17 protein-coding genes are annotated in these 18,304 nt (G+C 39.6%); 5 read left to right on the forward strand and 12 right to left on the reverse strand.

From position 1 onward, the window contains the following. Positions 1-123: 123 nt before the first annotated feature. Genes GVV22_RS03820 through GVV22_RS03840 form a run of 5 tightly spaced genes read left to right on the forward strand, consistent with a single transcriptional unit; the run spans position 124 to position 3,702 of the window. Positions 124-948: an AraC family transcriptional regulator gene (locus GVV22_RS03820; protein ID WP_159648839.1), complete on the forward strand. Its 825-nt coding sequence runs from the start codon at positions 124-126 to the stop codon at positions 946-948. After that, positions 935-1,687, forward strand: a complete 753-nt coding sequence (gene map, locus GVV22_RS03825; protein ID WP_159648840.1) for a type I methionyl aminopeptidase — start codon at positions 935-937, stop codon at positions 1,685-1,687. The genes GVV22_RS03820 and map overlap by 14 nt, the downstream gene beginning before the upstream one ends. 50 nt (positions 1,688-1,737) lie before the next feature. Beyond that, entirely contained in the window at positions 1,738-2,370 is a 633-nt protein-coding gene (locus GVV22_RS03830; RefSeq protein WP_159648841.1) for an ABC transporter ATP-binding protein, read from the forward strand. After that, positions 2,367-3,158, forward strand: a complete 792-nt coding sequence (locus GVV22_RS03835; RefSeq protein WP_159648842.1) for an ABC transporter permease — start codon at positions 2,367-2,369, stop codon at positions 3,156-3,158. Before GVV22_RS03830 ends, GVV22_RS03835 begins: the two co-directional genes overlap by 4 nt. Beyond that, on the forward strand, positions 3,148-3,702 hold the full coding sequence (locus tag GVV22_RS03840) for a glycoside hydrolase family 73 protein (protein WP_159648843.1): 555 nt from the start codon (positions 3,148-3,150) through the stop codon (positions 3,700-3,702). Before GVV22_RS03835 ends, GVV22_RS03840 begins: the two co-directional genes overlap by 11 nt. Before the next feature lie 27 nt (positions 3,703-3,729). On the opposite strand, the gene GVV22_RS03845 is transcribed toward GVV22_RS03840, so the two are convergent. From GVV22_RS03845 to GVV22_RS03900, 12 genes are all read right to left on the reverse strand, one after another. Continuing rightward, the gene (locus GVV22_RS03845; protein WP_159648844.1) at positions 3,730-5,487 is read right to left on the reverse strand and encodes an ABC transporter ATP-binding protein; all 1,758 of its coding nucleotides are present in this window, start codon (positions 5,485-5,487) and stop codon (positions 3,730-3,732) included. A gap of 9 nt (positions 5,488-5,496) precedes the next feature. After that, a complete protein-coding gene (locus GVV22_RS03850) occupies positions 5,497-7,224 on the reverse strand; it encodes an ABC transporter ATP-binding protein (RefSeq protein WP_159648845.1) in 1,728 nt (575 codons plus the stop codon). A gap of 230 nt (positions 7,225-7,454) precedes the next feature. Further along, positions 7,455-8,162: an MgtC/SapB family protein gene (locus GVV22_RS03855; RefSeq protein WP_159648846.1), complete on the reverse strand. Its 708-nt coding sequence runs from the start codon at positions 8,160-8,162 to the stop codon at positions 7,455-7,457. After that, a complete protein-coding gene (locus tag GVV22_RS03860) occupies positions 8,152-9,849 on the reverse strand; it encodes an ABC transporter permease (protein ID WP_159648847.1) in 1,698 nt (565 codons plus the stop codon). Before GVV22_RS03860 ends, GVV22_RS03855 begins: the two co-directional genes overlap by 11 nt. Before the next feature lie 8 nt (positions 9,850-9,857). Beyond that, positions 9,858-10,856, reverse strand: a complete 999-nt coding sequence (locus GVV22_RS03865) for an ABC transporter ATP-binding protein (RefSeq protein WP_159648848.1) — start codon at positions 10,854-10,856, stop codon at positions 9,858-9,860. Positions 10,857-10,878: 22 nt separating this feature from the next. Beyond that, a complete protein-coding gene (locus GVV22_RS03870; RefSeq protein ID WP_159648849.1) occupies positions 10,879-11,892 on the reverse strand; it encodes an extracellular solute-binding protein in 1,014 nt (337 codons plus the stop codon). 11 nt (positions 11,893-11,903) lie between these two features. Further along, on the reverse strand, positions 11,904-12,737 hold the full coding sequence (locus GVV22_RS03875) for a glycerophosphodiester phosphodiesterase family protein (protein ID WP_159648850.1): 834 nt from the start codon (positions 12,735-12,737) through the stop codon (positions 11,904-11,906). Between the two features lie 161 nt (positions 12,738-12,898). Next, the gene (locus GVV22_RS03880) at positions 12,899-15,049 is read right to left on the reverse strand and encodes an extracellular solute-binding protein (RefSeq protein WP_159648851.1); all 2,151 of its coding nucleotides are present in this window, start codon (positions 15,047-15,049) and stop codon (positions 12,899-12,901) included. 32 nt (positions 15,050-15,081) lie between these two features. Next, positions 15,082-15,678, reverse strand: a complete 597-nt coding sequence (locus GVV22_RS03885) for a DUF2238 domain-containing protein (RefSeq protein ID WP_159648852.1) — start codon at positions 15,676-15,678, stop codon at positions 15,082-15,084. Position 15,679: 1 nt separating this feature from the next. Then, entirely contained in the window at positions 15,680-16,240 is a 561-nt protein-coding gene (locus GVV22_RS03890) for a chromate transporter (protein WP_159649204.1), read from the reverse strand. Continuing rightward, positions 16,240-16,794 carry a chromate transporter gene (locus GVV22_RS03895; protein WP_159648853.1) on the reverse strand — a complete coding sequence of 185 codons (555 nt, stop codon included), beginning with the start codon at positions 16,792-16,794 and terminating at the stop codon, positions 16,240-16,242. Before GVV22_RS03895 ends, GVV22_RS03890 begins: the two co-directional genes overlap by 1 nt. A gap of 90 nt (positions 16,795-16,884) precedes the next feature. Further along, positions 16,885-18,231, reverse strand: coding sequence for an MATE family efflux transporter (locus GVV22_RS03900; RefSeq protein WP_159648854.1), 1,347 nt, complete (start codon positions 18,229-18,231; stop codon positions 16,885-16,887). Positions 18,232-18,304 lie beyond the last annotated feature (73 nt).

The raw sequence follows: 18,304 nt of genomic DNA on the forward strand, positions 1-18,304 counted from the left end.
TTATTGAAGCCCGACAATGCGTAAATTGTGGACAATTTACGATATCTTGCTATAATTTCGTTTTCTTAAGAATTGACATTCTTTTAAAAACATATAGACTAAGAGTAAGGAGCCTCTTCATTCATGAACAAAAAAAATCAGACCGTGAAACCTAAGCTTTTAAGCATTGAGCAGTACGCCTACGAAAAAAACTGGCACTCGATTTTGCACTCCCATTCATTCACCGAACTCTTCTACGTTGTATCGGGAAAAGGAAAGTTTCTCTTCTTTGATGGATACACCGTCAATGTTCAAAGTGATGATTTAATTATTATTGATTCGAATATTATGCACACAGAGATGAGTAGCAATGAAGATCCACTTGTTTATATCGTATTGGGAATCCAAGGGATGACTTTTATTCCCAACGAGGATGAATATCGTGGTTATTCCATGCATAATTATCAAGAATACAAGCACGAAGTTCTTTTCTATTTGCGCTCATTATTACAGGAATTCAAGTCGCCTGACGCTTTTTTAGAGTCAGTCTCTGACCATCTTCTCAATGTTCTCATTATCAATATTCTGCGACGAACGCATTTAAAAATGTCCATCAAACAAACAAAAACTGAAGGTAAAAATGAATGCATTTTTGTGGAAAACTATATTAATACACACTATAAACAAGATATTACATTGGATGAGCTTGCCGACTTAACGTTCTTTAATAAGTTCTACTTATCTCATATTTTTAAAGACCACTCGGGATATTCGCCCATCGAATTTTTGCTTAATAAACGGTTGAATGAAGCGAAGAAACTACTCTTACGTTCCAACCATTCAATATCCGATATTGCCACCGCAACCGGATTTAACAGTGCCACCCATTTTTCTGCATATTTCAAAAAGAAATTGGGAATGTCACCATCAGCATTTAAACAACAAGGAGAACACCATGATAACACTTAAATCAGCCCGCGAAATTGAAGGAATGGAAGCATCTGGGCAACTACTTGCACGCGTTCACGAAGCGCTACGCACATTTATTAAACCCGGAATTACAACGCACGATATCGATCAATTTGTCCAAACAATGATTGAAGAGAATGGCGGAACTGCTGCCCAGATTGGCTACCAAGGCTATAAGTATGCAACATGCATTAGCGTCAACGATGAAATGTGTCATGGTTTCCCGACCTCACAGGTTCTAAAAACTAATGACCTCGTGAAAGTTGATTTTTGTATTGATTTGCATGGGTTCTTATCGGACTCTTGTTGGGCATACTGTGTTGGCGACAACACACCCGAACCCATCCAGACACTGATGGATGTGACACTAAAAGCACTTGAATTAGGAATTGAACAAGCGGTTGCAGGCAATCGCACCGGTGACATTGGATATGTCATGGATGAGTATATCAAACAATTTGGTTACAAAATGTCCTTAGAGTTTACTGGTCATGGTTTAGGTCCAACAATTCATGAAGACCCAATGGTTCCCTTTACAGGTCAAAAAGGAACCGGTACACTCCTCAAAAAAGGCATGGTCATCACGATTGAACCGATCGTAAATGTTGGCACTCACTATGCAAAATTGGATTCCAATGGTTGGACTGCACGCACCGTAGATGGCTCACTAAGCTGTCAATACGAACACACCCTTGCAATCACCGATGGAAAACCCCATATTCTCACATTACAAAAGTAGGATCTCCTACTTTTTCTTTTTTTTGCGTTATAATTGATGTGGAGGCTTTTATGATATATACCAAAAATTTAACCTTTAAAAACATGTTGATGTACCCAGACATCACAATTGAAGCACAATCTATGAGTTTCATCATCGGACCCAGCGGGGTCGGTAAAAGTACTTTTTTCAAGCTTTTAAACAGTACTTTGTCGGTCAGTGATCACCAAATATATTATAACGACCGTGATATTAATACCTTAGACCCCATCACACTACGTCAAGATTTACTCTTATGTGGCCAATCCGTTTTTCTCTTTCCTGGTTCCATTCGCGATAACTTTAATCAATTCCGGAAACTGCGACATTTAGAACCTCTAACTGATACTGATATTTCAGCGTTTCTTAAAATTACCGAAGCACAATTTGACCTTGGTAAAAATGTTGATGTATTATCCGGAGGTGAACGACAACGCGTTTACATTGCAATCTTTGTATCACTTGCGACGACGGTCCTTTTACTGGATGAGCCAACGGCTTCATTGGACAAAGCAACGGGTTCCAAAGTTCTCGAAAATATTAAAAATTATATAAAAACCAAGCAGATGACCGTACTCGTTATCAGTCATGACCCTGACTTGGCGCGTGAATACGCAGATGCATTGATTGACTTTAGTGCTGTGAAACGAGGTGAAAATTCATGAATTCCGGAATTATTCAACTCGATATTCTCCAATTTTCAACTGTCTATGTATTGCTCATACTCGTTTTAGCGATTATGAAGTACGCAAAAATCGACCAAAGCAAACTGCTCTTCGTAGCGAGTTTACGGATGTCGATTCAACTCTACCTTGCGGGTCTTGTTTTAACGTATGTTTTTGGCAACCCACACCCTTTATTTGTGATCGCGTATTTAGTTGCGATGGTTATCTTTGCAAGCCATCGCATCCTCAAACAAAATCAACGCCTGAATAAAGCCTTCCGGCGTCGCATTGTCATGGCCATCGCAGGGTGTGGCACACTGATTCTTGTCTTTTTTGTTACACTGGTCGTTCGTACCGATTTCTTTAATCCACAATATACGATTTCCTTAGGTGGCATGATTTTCGGAAACTCAATGACGGCGGTGAACCTAGGCCTTAAAGCCTTCACTCAAAACCTTGATCAAGAACGTGCAAAATCCGAAACCCTCCTTAATGCCGGTATCGAACCCAAAGCAATTTTAATGCCGCATGTAAAGAATGGTTTAGAAATGGCCTTCATCCCAACATTAAATTCCATGCTTAACATGGGGATTATTGCATTACCAGGGATGATGACAGGACAAATTCTGTCGGGTACAGTACCACTTACGGCTATTATGTACCAAATTGCCATCATGATTTCGATTGCAACGAGCGTTACCTTGACAGCCTTTGTGGCTCTATACTGGGGATACCCTACTTTAATCTCACAACGAAAACAGATAACATGGTATCAACATGAGCAATAGACGCCGGAAAAAGCAACCAAGTATGATTGGATGGATTCTGCTCGTTTTCGTCGTATCGATGAGTTTTATGATGATTCGCGAGCATTTTTCCCAGCCCAAGATATCATTTCAAGAACAGTTTATTGAAACCTTGAATGCCAATATGACCCCACATCCGACATTTAAAAGTGTTGTCTACGCGCAAGCTATTCTTGAGTCCAATTGGGGACAAAGTGAACTGTCGACTGAAGCCAATAATCTTTTTGGAATTAAGGGGGACTATCACGGAAAATCCTATACCGTTACCACAACTGAGTTCGAAGATGGTGCCTTTGCCTCAATGGAGGATACCTTTCGAAGATATCCCGATTATCGAACATCCATTGCAGACCATGCTGAATTGATGTATCTTTCGCGTTATGACGGTGTGCGTGAAGCACGAACGTATCGTGAAGCTGCCCAAGCGCTTCAAGACGGCGGTTATGCGACTGACCCTAACTACGCTTCCAAGCTTATCGAAATCATCGAAACTTACCGTTTGTTTGAATATGACCATGCACAATAAAACCGCACGATAACGTGCGGTTTCTTTTTAATCGACAGTCGTTTCAAATACAAATTGGTTATTGTAAAGTTCCGCGTAATGGTTGCCATCAGCAAGTAAAGACTCATGGGTCCCTTCTTCGATGATACGACCATTCTCGAGTACAACAATCTTATCTGCTTTGAGGATTGTTTTTAAGCGGTGTGCAATCACAAAACTTGTACGTCCTTCAATCACAACATCCATCGCTTTTTGAATATCAGATTCGGTTACAGTATCGACATTGCTTGTTGCTTCATCCAGAATTAACAAATCTGGATCTACCAACATCGTTCGTGCAATACTAATCAATTGTTTTTGACCAACACTCATACGACTGTTACTTTCGCTTACAACCGTATCATAGCCATCTTCAAGCGTCATGATAAAATCATGAACATTGGCTTGTTTCGCAACACGTTCAATGACTTCCTGGGATGCCTGAGGATCTCCAAAAGCAATATTATCGCGAATTGTACCCGTAAACAATACAGAATCTTGGAGCACGATGCCGACATGTTTCCGTAGCGTTGGTAATGAAATATCGCGAATATCGCGGCCATCAAATTCGATTCGCCCCTGACGGACATCATAGAAGCGATTCAGAAGATTCATAATCGTTGTCTTACCAGAACCTGTATGACCAACAAGAGCGACCATTTGTCCCTTATCTGCTGATATATTAATACCATGAAGAACCAGTGACTCATCATAACCAAACGATACATCAACTAAATTAACATCACCATGAATTCCATCGATCGCCGTTACTGTACTGCGGTCTTTTTCATCTTCTTCTTGAAGTACTTCCATGATACGCGATGCACCAGCAAACGCTAACTGCATTTGTGTATATTGTGATGCAATCTGTGATAAAGGTTGGTAAATCATCCGTACATATTGTGTAAATAAGAAGATGGTACCAGCAGCTTGTGCTATAGGAAGGCGACCAACTGAGGTCATCCATGCACCATAGAAGATTACAACTCCTGTACTTAGCATCGAAAGTCCTTGAAGCGTTGGAAAGAGAACATTTGAATAGAATTGCCCTTTAAACGTTGCTTCAAACAATGCTTCATTTTTTTCATGAAACTGTGTGCGTGATGCATCGTGTAGACCATTCGCAATAACCAGCTTTTGTCCAGAGAATTGTTCGTCAACATAACCGTTCATTTCTCCGACACGTTTTTGTTGTAAGATTACAAATTTCTGGGCCTGTTTAATAATGTAGATGGCTGCACCAATAATCAAGGGCGACATCGACAAAACTACAAACGATAATTCAACATGATTCATAAACATCATGATTATGGTTACAACGAGCATAAATGTATTGACCATTATTTGATGGATGGATTGGTTTAATGTGTTCGAAATATTATCCAAGTCACTGGTAAAACGTGACAATATGTCTCCATCATTCGACTTGTCAAAATATTCAATCGGAAGTCCTTCAAGTTTTTCAAAGAGATCTTTTCGCATGTCATTGGTTGCATCTCCTGAGATTTGCGACATTAACACGTTTTGAATCAAGTTGAATACCCATGAGGCCACCGCAAAGATGACCATGAACATAATAACTCTAAAGAATCCTGATTTATCTTGGCTGCCCATGATATAGGCACCCAATTCATTAATTCCTTCACCAATAAATTCTGGTGATTTAACCGTCAAGAATGTACTTACGATTAACGCTGCAATCACGACCCACAGCTTGAGACTGTGAACTTTGATATATTTCCAAAAATAACCCAATGTGTTTTTCATAAGTACCTCCTATTCTTCTGACGCAAAGAGGTTTTTGCCTTTTTGCGATTCAAAAATACGTTGATAGATTTCTGATGTTTTCATGAGTGTCTCGTGGGTTCCTTGAGCCACCAATTCACCATCATCAAGAACCAGTATGTTGTTGGCATGAATGATTGACGAAATCTTCTGAGAAACAATAATTTTTGTTGTATCGGGTAAGTCAGTCTTCAAGGCCTCTTGGACTTTTTTCTCGCTCTTTGCATCAAGGGCACTCGTGCTATCGTCAAGAATCAACACTTTCGGATTACCAACTAAGCCCCGAGCTATTGATAAGCGTTGCTTTTGCCCACCTGAGAAGTTAGCACCACGTTGGTAGACTTCTGACTCAAATCCTTTGGGTTCTTTCGCAATAAACTCAGACGCTTGCGCAATATCAGCAGCGCGTTGCATTGCTTCAAGACTGGCATCTTTTTTCCCTTGGCGAATTGTATCTGCGATGGTTCCTGAGAATAGTGTTGGTCGCTGTAACACAAGTGCAACATCTTGACGCAAGACTGCTTCAGAAACTGCTTTTAAATCTTGATTTCCGATGAGTACACGCCCGGATGATGGGTCATAAATACGCGCCATCAATTGGACTAATGAGGTTTTTCCAGCACCAGTGGCACCGACAATTCCCAGTGTCTCACCATGTTTAACACGGAAACTTATATGTTTCAAGGTGTCAGGTGCATCTTCTGCGTAGGCAAAGGACACATCTTCAAAGACAACATCCCCTGTAGCAATCGCTTCAGATTCACTGACATAATCCATATCACGTACGGTTTCCATCACTTCTTTAATACGGCCTAAAGAAACAAAAGCACGGGATGAGAAGCTAACCATCATACCACCAATCATTAAGGACATCATTACCATAACTAAGTAGCTGATAAAAGATACGGAGTTTCCGATGATACTTGGGTCTACTTCTGCACTACGTCCTACCAGAATCATTACGAGGGCAATCCCTGTGTCCATAATGAGGAAAAAGGAAGGCATCATGATTGAGAAGATGTAACCAATTTGAATTGTTTCTTTGGTTAGGATATCACTTTCAGCGTTGAATTTTGCTTTCTCGGAATCTTCTTGGACGAATGATTTTACGACACGCATACCAATGAAGTTTTCTTTTGCAATGGCGTTGATCTTCTCAATTAACATTTGGATTTTTCCAAAACGAGGACCCATTTTCCCAAATGCTGCGCCGACAACAAGGCCAACTAAAGCAATCGCTAAAATAACGATCCACCAAAATTGTGGTAAAACTGTCATGGCAAGAATGAAACTTCCGATAAACATTACCGGGATACGCGTTAAGGATTGCAACATGATCATGATTAAGTTTTGAACTTGTTGCGTATCGTTAACAAGACGAATCACGAGATTACTTGCACTAAATTTTTCAATGTTACTGTAGGAGAATTCTTGTACCTTTTCAAAAATTTCCCCACGTAATTCACTCCCAACACGTTGTGCAATCCGTGCTGCGATAACGGTATTTAGAATCCCTGCTACAAATCCAAGCAATGCTAAACCGATAAGAATTACACCCAATCGTGTAATTGTACTTGTGTCCTGTTGAACTATTGCTGTGATGATTGTTGCAAGGATATTTGGTTGGATTAACTGTGCTGCTGCAGAGGTTCCAATTAATACAAATGAGGCAACAAACCACCATTTATATTTTTTTATGTATTTCCCTAAAATATCCATACACATTTTCTCCTCTTAAATATCATTTCGTTGGGTAAGTCTCGAACATTATACAAGACTTATTTTTTATTGTATACAGAGATGCAACAGTGATCCTTTGATTTTTTATTTTAAGAAAATGAACAACGTTCGTTTTTCCCACTAATAGAGCCTTATATCAACTGAACACGCATTATTAAAGAACTTTCGAAACTTTTTTCACAAATGAAAAAAAAGTGCGAATGCACTTTTTAAAACTGTAACACTGTTAAAACGCCCAATGTTTTCTTTAGCGATGAAACCAGTTCATCGTGATCAATTTCTTGATCCAATTGAATGATAAATTGTGTATTATAAATCCGTTCTTCCCCATCTCTCAAGGTTGGAAGTTTATTGGATTCAATTTCAATAATTCGTGCATGAGCTGCTTCGAGTGAACGTACAAATTGTTGGAGATTGAAACAACTTGTATAGGATATGTAGATTTCAATAGTGGAAACACCATTTTGAAGAATCGACATCCGCGACAGTACTTTGAAGATTATGATTTCAAAAATTACGGATCCGATGGCTCCTTCATAAAATCCAATACCAACAGCAATCCCCATGCAAGCACTAAACCAAATAGTTGCAGCAGATGTTAATCCTTTAATTCGATTACCGCCCATGACAAGGATGGTACCTGCACCGAGAAACCCAATACCGCTAATTACTTGTGCAGGCATTCTCGATAAATCCGTACTTCCCGTTAATTCACTGATGTACTGACTGGTGAGTATTACTAACGCTGATCCTACAGCAACCACACTGTGTGTTTTTAAACCAGCTGGGCTGCCTTTTCGCGAACGATCGGTTCCAATCATAGCTCCAAGAATCATCGCTAAGCCTAACCGTAGTAAGATTGCAAAGAAGGAAAACTCATGCAACGCGTTCATAATTGCTACGAGACTATCGATCATCTTTTTGTGTTAAGTAAAGCGTAATCGAAGAAATTATCATTAATACGACTGTATAGACAAAGGACATTGCAATCGCATTGGTTGATGCAATATCATCACTTGCCGCCTTAACAATAACACCCAATGGTGAATATAGTGGATGATAGAGGAACACTGTCAAATCATACTCAGCAAGAAGACTATTGAAATTTAACGCAATTACCGAAAGGAGCACTGGTAAGATGATGGGAATAATGATTCGACGTAATGTGTAGAACTTACTTGCACCCATCGACTGCGCAGCTTCTTCTAAACTATCTTCAATACTATAGAATGCTGACCGAATCATTCTAAACGAAAACGGCAGTTTCACTACAATGTAACCCAGAAGAAGAATGACAAGTGTGCCTATCAAGACTTTATTTCCAACGATTAATCGGGACTGATCATAAGTTAACATGAGTCCTAAGGCAATCAGTGTCGATGGTAAAATCCAAGGGATTAGCATACTGTATTCAAAGAATGCATTCGTCTTTGATTTTCCTTTGTGGACAATTCGCGATACGACCACTGCAATGGCAGTAACGATTACAGCAGCACTAATTGCATAAATCACACTAATGAGATACGGTTTGAATGCTGATGCATCCACGAAGAGACGTTGGAAGTTTTCAAGTGTGAATGAGCTAAACGCTAAGTTTCCGGTTGTGATTGCTAATGAATTGGAGAATGCAAAGAGGATAACAAGAACAACTGGAAGTGTGTAAATAAAGAACAGAGCATAGGCTGTAATATGAGCTAAGATGTTAAGTCCTTTATTATCAATTTTTTGTTTCTGTAATTTCGTTTTAGTTTTAGAAATCGAAATGTAGTTTTTTCCTTTTTCGAGCTTATTTTGAATCATCAGTAAGAGAATCGTCGCCACACCAAGAATCACAGCAAGTAAAGCTGCGAGTTCTTGTGAACTCGGTGTTTTGGCAAACGCCATGATCATCGGGTTAATGGTTTGAAAGTTTGGACCCCCGACTATTAACGGCGCCGACATGGCCCCTAAGCCTGTTAAAAATGTAAGGATTGTGACTGCAAAGAAGGTTGGTCGAAGCGTTGGCATCACAACTTTCATCAGAATACTGGAACCTGATGCACCTAAGTTTTTAGCTGCTTCAATTGTATGGTAATCCAAACCACCGATCGCATTTCTTAAGAAAATCATGTGATTTGACGTCACGGAGAATGTCATCACAAAAACCACCGCAAAATATCCTGTGAACCAGTTAGCATTCATAGCTGGAAACAGTCCTGTCAAAAGATTCGTAACGATTCCTGTAGGACCATAAATAAATTTATATCCACTTACTAAAACAACCCCACCATAAATAAGTGTACTCATGTAGCCCAGACGTAGAATTTTCGCACCTTTGATTTCAAAGTATTCCGTAAAAAGAACAATCAATGTTCCAACAATATTTACAGTGATTACCAAGGTAAACGCAAGAACGAAACTATTCATTAATGCTTTCATAGCACGTTCTGATGTTAATATTTTTCCAAATGCATCTGTGGAGAACTGTCCGTTCTTGAAGAAAATACTGACTAATAGATTTGCATTCGGATAAATTACAAACGCGATTAAGAACCAAGCAATTACCAGTTTAACGGCAAGGCTACCGAGTTTTACATTATGAATTTTTTCTTTTATTATTTCCATAATCCCCCCTAAAACTGCATGACATCTTCAGGATTAATCGCGAAAGTAAGGATCTCATTGATGGCGTATTGGCGATCTGTCATATTTTTTTCAATATGTTTGAACTCTTGACCAAATGCCGATACAACATACGTGCTAACGTGCCCATTAAACATGACTTCTTTAATTTCACCTTCGAATTCAAAGTGTTCATTTTGACTACGATGAATGCGTTCAAAACGAATATAACCTGGTTTTGTAGCATCAAGCTTTGATGTTGTAGCAGAAATTGCCTCAATAAAAGGGACCTCAAGTTTATTGATAGCACCAATAAACTCACAGACAAATTCGGTTTGAGAATTATTGTATATTTCGAAAGGGGTTCCGACTTGTTCGATTTTTCCATGATTGAAAACGGCAATTCTATCCGATAGTTCAAGTGCTTCATCTTGATCATGTGTTACGTATAATGTGGTGATGCCTAACTCTCGTTGCAAACGCTTGAGCTCTTGACGTAATCCCACGCGAAGCTTTGCATCAAGATTTGATAACGGTTCGTCCAGGCAGAGAATTTTGGGTTCCATGACGATTGCACGGGCTAGCGCCACACGTTGTTGTTGCCCACCGGATAATTCCGAAACATTTTTATAGAGCTGTTCCTCTTTTAATTCAATTTTCTGAGCCACATCCATAATTTTCTGATGAATCACATCTTTAGATAGTTTTTTGACACGCAATCCAAATGCAATGTTCTCGTATACGTTCATCGTTGGAAAGAGTGCATAACTCTGGAAAACCATTCCAATTTGACGTTGTTCAACTGTTTGCTTTGTAATGCGATCATCCGCCACATAAATATCCCCTTGTGATGGTGATAAGAAGCCAACAAGTGCTCGTAACGTTGTTGTTTTACCACAACCTGAAGGTCCTAGAAAGGTGAAAAACTCACCCTCCTCAACTTCCAAGTTAAGATTTTCAATAGCAACGAAGTCACCGTATTTGATTTCTATATTCTCAAATTTAATCATAGTCTTCCCTTCCTAATTCGTACTATTGAACAAATTCTAATTCAGCTTTTTCCACCCATAGATCAATGTTTTTGGTTACAAACTCCCAGTCAATGTCTTGTGCATGGACTGAATTCATAAATTCTATGACGTCTGCGGACGCATTTTTCATTGCTTCTGGATGAGCAGGGATTGTTCCAAACTTTTCACTCCATGCTGCTTGTGTCTCGGCTGATCCGAACCAGTTTGCGAATGCTGTTGCAAGCTCTTTTTTCGAATCATTTAGAATTGCGACTTGTTCAACGACATACGGTACTCCAATTTCTGGCGAGATAACTCCAAACTTGTAATCACGTTCGCCTTGATGTTGCATTACCCCTGATCCCCACATCATGGAAATTGGTCGTTCTCCTGATATTACATTTCCAATATAATCTTCACCTTTTATTTCAAAATGAGCATTTTGAATGTAAGCTTTCGCAACCTTCCACCCTTCTTCTGAGACCCCAAGAACGCCACTTGGATCTGCATAACGAACAAGAATACTTGAGTATAATGTTTTTCCTGTACCACCACCTAAACTAAATACATTGTATTGATCTTTATATTTTGGATCCGCAAATTCAACAATGTCCTTAGGTACATCGTTACCTACTGCACTTTCATTATAAATAAAGACTAAAGGTTGAACGACGATTGGATAGTAATGCTTTCCATCACCTAATGATGTATCCACCTCCTTCGCCCACGTTGGTGTATATTCAACAAGCATGTCCTGTGCTTTTAACTTTTCAAATTCGATCGTATTCAATCCATAAACCATATCTGCAATTGCGTTGTTTTTTTCTGCAATAAGACGGTTTGTGAGGTCACCAGCTGGGATTGGAACAATTTCAACGGTGAATCCTGCTTCTTTTGCTTTTTCAGTTAACCATTCGCCCCGTCCATCACTTGCCGAGTTCGAATAAATAACGAGTGAATCTTTTTTCTCTGCAGTGCTACCACATCCTGTCAATACCAATAATGTTACAAGAATGCTTACTATAATTTTTTTCATCATAATCTCCTTTATCTGTTTTTGATGAAATTCTGAATCAATGCAGGCCAATCGGTTTGAATCATATCAAAACCAAGATCAATAAAGTGTCCCCATACCGCCTCGTAATCACCGGTTTCAATCGCACGATTATCGTCACGATGTGCCGAGAGAATCGTTTTATCATCCAATGTAATTGTGTTAATCCATAAGCTGTATCCCTCTGCCTTAAGGGAACTGAGGTATGCTTTATCAGCCAACGTATCCGTATCCTTGGCGACAATCATTTCAAAAGCTACTGTATTTAATGCCATAGCTTTCACTGTTTCGACATCCGCAACACTTTTGGTAATCGGCATGTACATGATTGATGGTCCTTTTTCCTTGAGTGTTGTGAGTAATGTTTTGTCGACTGGGGACTTAATAATAATCTGTGATGCCATTGCCGCCTCGTTGATGTATTCAATAATGTCTTCCCAATAGAACCAAGAACGATCAATGTTGACCAAGCAATCAGGTGTTTCTTTTACAAACGCAAGGACATCATCCAGACGTTCAAGTTTGTAATGTGTTGGTGTGGCATTCGATCCGCTAATGTACAAAGTTTCAATTTCCGAAGACGTTGCCTCACGAATATCTTTGTCAAATCCAAGTACTGTTTTCTCAAGACCGTTGTGGAATGCATAGAAAATGCCATCAGAACTTCTGATTACATCAATTTCGAGTATATGAGCACCGTGACGTAAAGCATTCTTATATGCGAGAATCGTATTTTGAGCAATGTACCCGCCATTCAACCCACGGTGGGATGCAATTAAGACTCCATGTTTTTGGAGCATTTGTTTTAAGTAATTATTTTCGGACATAAGCTTCCTCCTACATCAAGATTACCAACGAAATTGGAACGTGTCAATTTAAAAATTGTTAAAATAGTGTGATTGATGAAAGGGATTACATTAATATTCAGTTAAATAGCGGTTTTGGCTTAATTATGTGATTTGAACGTTCCAATATAAAAGAGAAGGCTTTACCTTCTCTTGTTTAATGTTTCGATTGCCCGTTCTAATGCGTCATCCAGTGTCGAGACCCCCAGAATATAGGATCGAATCGCTTCTCCCAAGATCATTTCATAGCTGAATTCATCAATACCAATATCGCTTAGCGATTCTTCGCGACGTTTTCCCTTTGCAAAATATTCGGGATATTTCTCTATCCACGGATAAATACGGAGGACATCAACGTTCTCATGAACTTTGTTGGTTAAAATACTTCCGCCAAGATATGTAATTAATGCTGATATCTCTGGACTGTAAAGCCATTCTAAAAATTTGATACCCGCTGCTTCATGGTTTGTGGTTTTTGTAATACCAATAACACCCCCACCAAGCATCGGTTGTCCACCAGGAATATCTGCATAGCCAATGCGATGAATGCCTTCTTCTGATTCAATCAGAGATGACGCATGATTCGAATAGACTGTTCCCATTGCGGTGCTGCCACTTGTAAGATTATTTAAGACGTCACTCCACCAGTGATTTGTATCTCGATCGGAATATTTTTTTGATTGAACATACGCTTCAATAGCGCCACGCATCACCGGATGCTTTAGATCATACATCTTGATATCCACTTGGTTCTTTTGACTGTAGTCACGAACTCGTGGTATGAAATCACTTGCTGTTACGATATTGGAACCATACACCAAAGATGTCCCGTAGTGTGTCTTCGACTTGTTGTTGAACTCACGCGTAAAGAATTCGCTGATTTCGTCATATTCCTCATACGTTGTGGGAACCGTCAAATTACGTTTGTGCATTTCATAAAAACTGCGTTTGATGATCGCATCTTCAAACAAATCTTTACGATAATACAAGACTTGGACTGATGCATCGAGTGGGACTGTATACATGGTGCCATCGATATGTGTATAGTCATCCGGAATATATCGCGGTACACGTGCTTGAAGGGTGTCAATTTTTAAGTTATCCAACTTTTTAAAAATTTGGGCACCAACACGCGTCATCCATCCCATATCGATTCGGATAAGGTCATAATTCTTTACCGAATCAGGTAGCGATACAGTCTTTAGGAGCTCATCGTATGTAAGTTCCACGATATTAACACGAATGCTATAGTGGGTCGTAAAATCTGCGACAATTGCGCGGATGGCATTGGTTGTCGGTGACTTCAGCATGAGAACATTAATTTCTTCCGGTTCATCCTGTTTCGTCACGGTTTCGTATTTGAATCCATCATCTGCTAGCATCAAGTGACTTACAGGTGCTTCAAAATCAAGTTGGGTCACGATTTCTGCAGCTTTTTTCCCAAGTTGTTGATAATTCACATCCATACGATAGGCTGCTTGCGGATCAAGAAGTCCTGTCGCCCCTACAGTATAAATATTTGGCATCGTGGCATGATTCGTAAAGCGTGTTAGCTTTATGGCATTTTCAACAACATCTTCATCCATCGCAATAATTGCATCATACAAATGATGTTGTGACAAAATGTCTAACGTTCCTTTCATCAACAAAAGATCATCCAGACGCTTGTGGGTCATGGCAACATCTTCATCTTCCAAAACGTCATTCACACCTTCAAGAAATTCTCGATACATGACTTTTGATTGCCCGGTGACAACAACGATATTGCGACGGTTATCTTGGATTACTTGTCGTGCAAGCGCATTTCCTAATGCCCGATAATCAAAACTGATTGAATGAACCAATGGATGCGTGAGTGTTAAGTCTCGATTCAAAATCATCACCGGAATATCCAACGCTTCATATTCTTCAAGTCGCTTTAATACACTATATGCAATGACGCATGACGCACCCGACGATGCAATTTTTTCTATAATATTTAATTCAATCTCGCGATTTCCATTTGAAAAGTAGACATCAAATTCAAATTCAGTTTTCGCGATTTCGAATTCAATACCTTTATAGATTTCATTATATTTATGGAGCATTAAACTCGGCAGAATCAAGCCGACCTTTCGTGCACTTCCTTTTCGAAGTTGCTTGGCCTGTACGTTCATGACGAAACCCAATTCTTTGGCCGCTTGTTCCACTCGACGAATTTTTTCCACACTGACATTGCCATTTTTATTTAAGACGTTTGAAACTGTTCCATGCGAAACGCCTGCGCGTTTTGCGATATCTTTGATCGTTGCCATCGTTTCACCTCATAGTTTAATAATATGCGATTTTAGCTTTTTTTAATAGACCTCTGGTGATTTTTAAATATGTAGATACAAGCCGTGAGTGATCCTGCCATATTTACAACGATATCTTTCATCGTATCCCAAAGGACTTCATGACCACTCCGGTCCATATAGCGTTGTAAATTCAAATCCATCAAACCATCAGCCATATACTCATAAAGCTCCCAGAAGATTCCCAAAGTCATCGCAAAACAAAAAACAAAAATCACGATGACTATGATTGGAGCAGGCTTTGCTTGCATAAAATGACGCCATACCTCATAACCAATCAATGTCAATAACGCCCCACTAGAAAAATGAAGTACTGAATCATAGTGTTCAAACGTGGAATAAAACCCAAAACGTTCCCCTGCATAAAGTGTTGCGAGTATGAAGAGAAAATAGAGAATATAGATACTGTCATCGAGCTGTTTAAACCATGATTTTTTAAGATACCACGGTAGTGAAATCGCTACAAGCCCGATTGCAAATTTCGAAAGTGGCAAAAGATTAGCCATAAAATTCGTACTGTATGCCACGATATTGTAGGAAAAGAGTCCAATCCCCACAATCATTAATAACTTTGCTATTTTTTGTTTCATTTCAAACTCCTATCAAGACCAAAAAGATTCCGACGCCGCCGGTTAAAAGTATCAATACGGTGGGATCCCACTTTAGTTTTCGAATAATAATAAATGCACCCATGAAAATAAATGCGTTGGTCACATCAAGCGTATCAATAGCTACAGTGTTTCCATTCCACATCGCATTCATAAAAATAGAAACACCAGCAACAGCGATTAAGGCCACGACCGTCGGACGAACTGCATCTAATGTCGCCTGAATCGCGCGTACTTTCGAGTAATTAAAGTATATATAAGCCAACACAGATACAATCACAATGGATGGGAACACATTTCCCAACGTCGCAACAATTGCACCGGGAATACCGGCGACTTGAAGCCCCACAAAGGTTGCGGAATTTAATGCAATTGGACCGGGTGTCATTTGAGATATGGTAATAAGATCTGTAAATTGTGAAAGCGTCAACCAACCATGTTTATCTACCACTTGAGCTTGAATCGGCGCCATTGCAGCATATCCACCCCCAAAACTCACCAAGCCAATCTGTAAAAAACTGATAAACAATTCCCAATAGATTATCATTTCTGTGACCTCACAGTCATTTCAAAAACACCCATCAAGCCCGCAACAACAATCAGTATTAACGCATTAATTTGAAACAGTAGTGATAAAGTAAACGTTACAACCATAATCATGAGATACATCATATTTTTTGATTGGATGATTTGATGCCCGAGCGTCATGACGACATCGAGGATTACCGCAGCCACACCCGCTTGCATCGTGTGTAAAGCAGCCGCAATATAGCGATTAGCCTTGAAGGCATCATAGTAGCGCGAAATCACGGAAAGTAAGATTAATGGGGGTAAAACCGTCCCCAATGTACAAACCAATGCACCCGAAATACCCGCAATTTTATATCCAATCAAAATGGATGCATTCACTGCGAGCGAACCTGGTGCAGATTGTGCGATAGCGGTCATATCCATCATTTCATCATTACTAATCCAGCCCAAGTTATCCACAAATTTCTTTTGAAGTAAGGGGATAATGACATACCCTCCTCCAAACGTAAATGCACTTAAGTAAAATGAGGAGGAGAAGAGTTGCCAGTATTTTTCAATTCGTTTCATGATATCGCCTCGATTTCTTCATTAATCATATACTTTTTGTGCGTCACCTTCAAATTAGGTACATAAAAAAGAGAGCGTCTGGCTCTCTTGTTAAATGAATTGTGAATGCGTATCTTTTGGAGCGTTAAGATGGGCACTTATACTACGCCAAATCCATCCTGAAGCAACCATAGTCAGTACTTCCGCACCAGTGACTGCGAACCAAATACTCGTCGGTCCAAAGAACAATGGTAAAACAACCAATAAAACCATGAGGGGAACCGTTGAGCGCATCAGTGATAAATTCGTTGATGCTTTCTGATAATCCAATGCTTGAAGAACTGTTGCAAGCACGATATTAACAGCTGCAAAGACAAGATTCAAGAAATAGATATTGGCAATTGCACTTGTGTTGGTGATTAAAAGTGCATCGTTCGTAAAGAGACTGATAACAACAGGTCCAGCCACCCACATAAGAGTTGTAAAGGCGAGCGCCAAACCAGCATTAAACCAAAGCGTTGATCGTGTTAAAGACACAATTCGGTCATTATCACCACTTCCGGCAAAGAAGCTAATCGCGGGTTGAATCCCTTGGGAGGAACCCAAGAATGCCGTCAATGCGATTAAGGCAAGATAGCCAATGATTACATAGGCCGATAATGTCGCTTCACCCATACCTTGATGAGTGATTGAAAGGTTATAGAAGAGGGTTACTAAACCGATAGAAAAGTTGGTAATAAAAGCTGCCATCCCCTTTACGGTAATGTCCCAGACATCTTTAATCGAGAAGGTCATGAATTTGAACGACAAGATACCTTTTTTTCGTAAAAAGTGTGGCAATAAAATCATGACACTAAATACCGGTCCCAGTGCTGTCGCAAGAGCAGCACCTGCCATTCCCATATTCAAAGGATACATAAAGACCCAATCGAGCAAGATATTGGATAATGACCCCACAATAAGTGCCCACATTGCGAGTCGTGGTGCATTGTCATTGCGCGCAAAGGTACTCAACGTAAAACTAAAAATTAAAAACGGTGATGCGGTTATAAAGTAACGCAAGTAAACCATCGTATCGTTCAAAATCAGATCGGTCGCACCCATAAAACGGGCCAACGGTTCTAAGAATAGATTCCCTAAAATAACGACACTCGCTGCGAGAATCAACGTTATCATATTTGCTTTATTGAAGATTTGGTTTGCAGCATTGGTATCATTTTTACCTAAAGATGATGAAATAACAACCCCCGCGCCTACTGAAATCAGCATGGATATCGCTATCATGATTTCAACAACTGGAATCGCTACCCCTGCCGCTGCAAGCGCGTCAGGACCCAAACGTCTCCCAATGAAAATTCCGTCAATAATAAAATAGATGGAATTGAAAATGAGTCCAATCATTTGTGGAATCGCAAACTTCCAAATAATATGCCGATTGCTTATTTTCGAATAATTCATAGTTCCTCCTCAAGCATATAAAAAGGCCAAAGTAGCATTTACTTTGGCCTTGCATGCATTTCTTTATGACACC

It is taken from the genome of Erysipelothrix aquatica, from assembly GCF_009828825.1.
In the GTDB taxonomy this organism is placed as follows: domain Bacteria; phylum Bacillota_I; class Bacilli_A; order Erysipelotrichales; family Erysipelotrichaceae; genus Erysipelothrix; species Erysipelothrix aquatica_A.

Excerpts from the sequence above, each read along its gene's own strand:
- GVV22_RS03820 (WP_159648839.1), top strand. The coding sequence starts at position 124 with ATGAACAAAAAAAATCAGACCGTGAAACCTAAGCTTTTAAGCATTGAG.
- map (WP_159648840.1), top strand. The coding sequence starts at position 935 with ATGATAACACTTAAATCAGCCCGCGAAATTGAAGGAATGGAAGCATCT.
- GVV22_RS03830 (WP_159648841.1), top strand. The coding sequence starts at position 1,738 with ATGATATATACCAAAAATTTAACCTTTAAAAACATGTTGATGTACCCA.
- GVV22_RS03835 (WP_159648842.1), top strand. The coding sequence starts at position 2,367 with ATGAATTCCGGAATTATTCAACTCGATATTCTCCAATTTTCAACTGTC.
- GVV22_RS03840 (WP_159648843.1), top strand. The coding sequence starts at position 3,148 with ATGAGCAATAGACGCCGGAAAAAGCAACCAAGTATGATTGGATGGATT.
- GVV22_RS03845 (WP_159648844.1), bottom strand. The coding sequence starts at position 5,487 with ATGAAAAACACATTGGGTTATTTTTGGAAATATATCAAAGTTCACAGT.
- GVV22_RS03850 (WP_159648845.1), bottom strand. The coding sequence starts at position 7,224 with ATGGATATTTTAGGGAAATACATAAAAAAATATAAATGGTGGTTTGTT.
- GVV22_RS03855 (WP_159648846.1), bottom strand. The coding sequence starts at position 8,162 with ATGATCGATAGTCTCGTAGCAATTATGAACGCGTTGCATGAGTTTTCC.
- GVV22_RS03860 (WP_159648847.1), bottom strand. The coding sequence starts at position 9,849 with ATGGAAATAATAAAAGAAAAAATTCATAATGTAAAACTCGGTAGCCTT.
- GVV22_RS03865 (WP_159648848.1), bottom strand. The coding sequence starts at position 10,856 with ATGATTAAATTTGAGAATATAGAAATCAAATACGGTGACTTCGTTGCT.
- GVV22_RS03870 (WP_159648849.1), bottom strand. The coding sequence starts at position 11,892 with ATGAAAAAAATTATAGTAAGCATTCTTGTAACATTATTGGTATTGACA.
- GVV22_RS03875 (WP_159648850.1), bottom strand. The coding sequence starts at position 12,737 with ATGTCCGAAAATAATTACTTAAAACAAATGCTCCAAAAACATGGAGTC.
- GVV22_RS03880 (WP_159648851.1), bottom strand. The coding sequence starts at position 15,049 with ATGGCAACGATCAAAGATATCGCAAAACGCGCAGGCGTTTCGCATGGA.
- GVV22_RS03885 (WP_159648852.1), bottom strand. The coding sequence starts at position 15,678 with ATGAAACAAAAAATAGCAAAGTTATTAATGATTGTGGGGATTGGACTC.
- GVV22_RS03895 (WP_159648853.1), bottom strand. The coding sequence starts at position 16,794 with ATGAAACGAATTGAAAAATACTGGCAACTCTTCTCCTCCTCATTTTAC.
- GVV22_RS03900 (WP_159648854.1), bottom strand. The coding sequence starts at position 18,231 with ATGAATTATTCGAAAATAAGCAATCGGCATATTATTTGGAAGTTTGCG.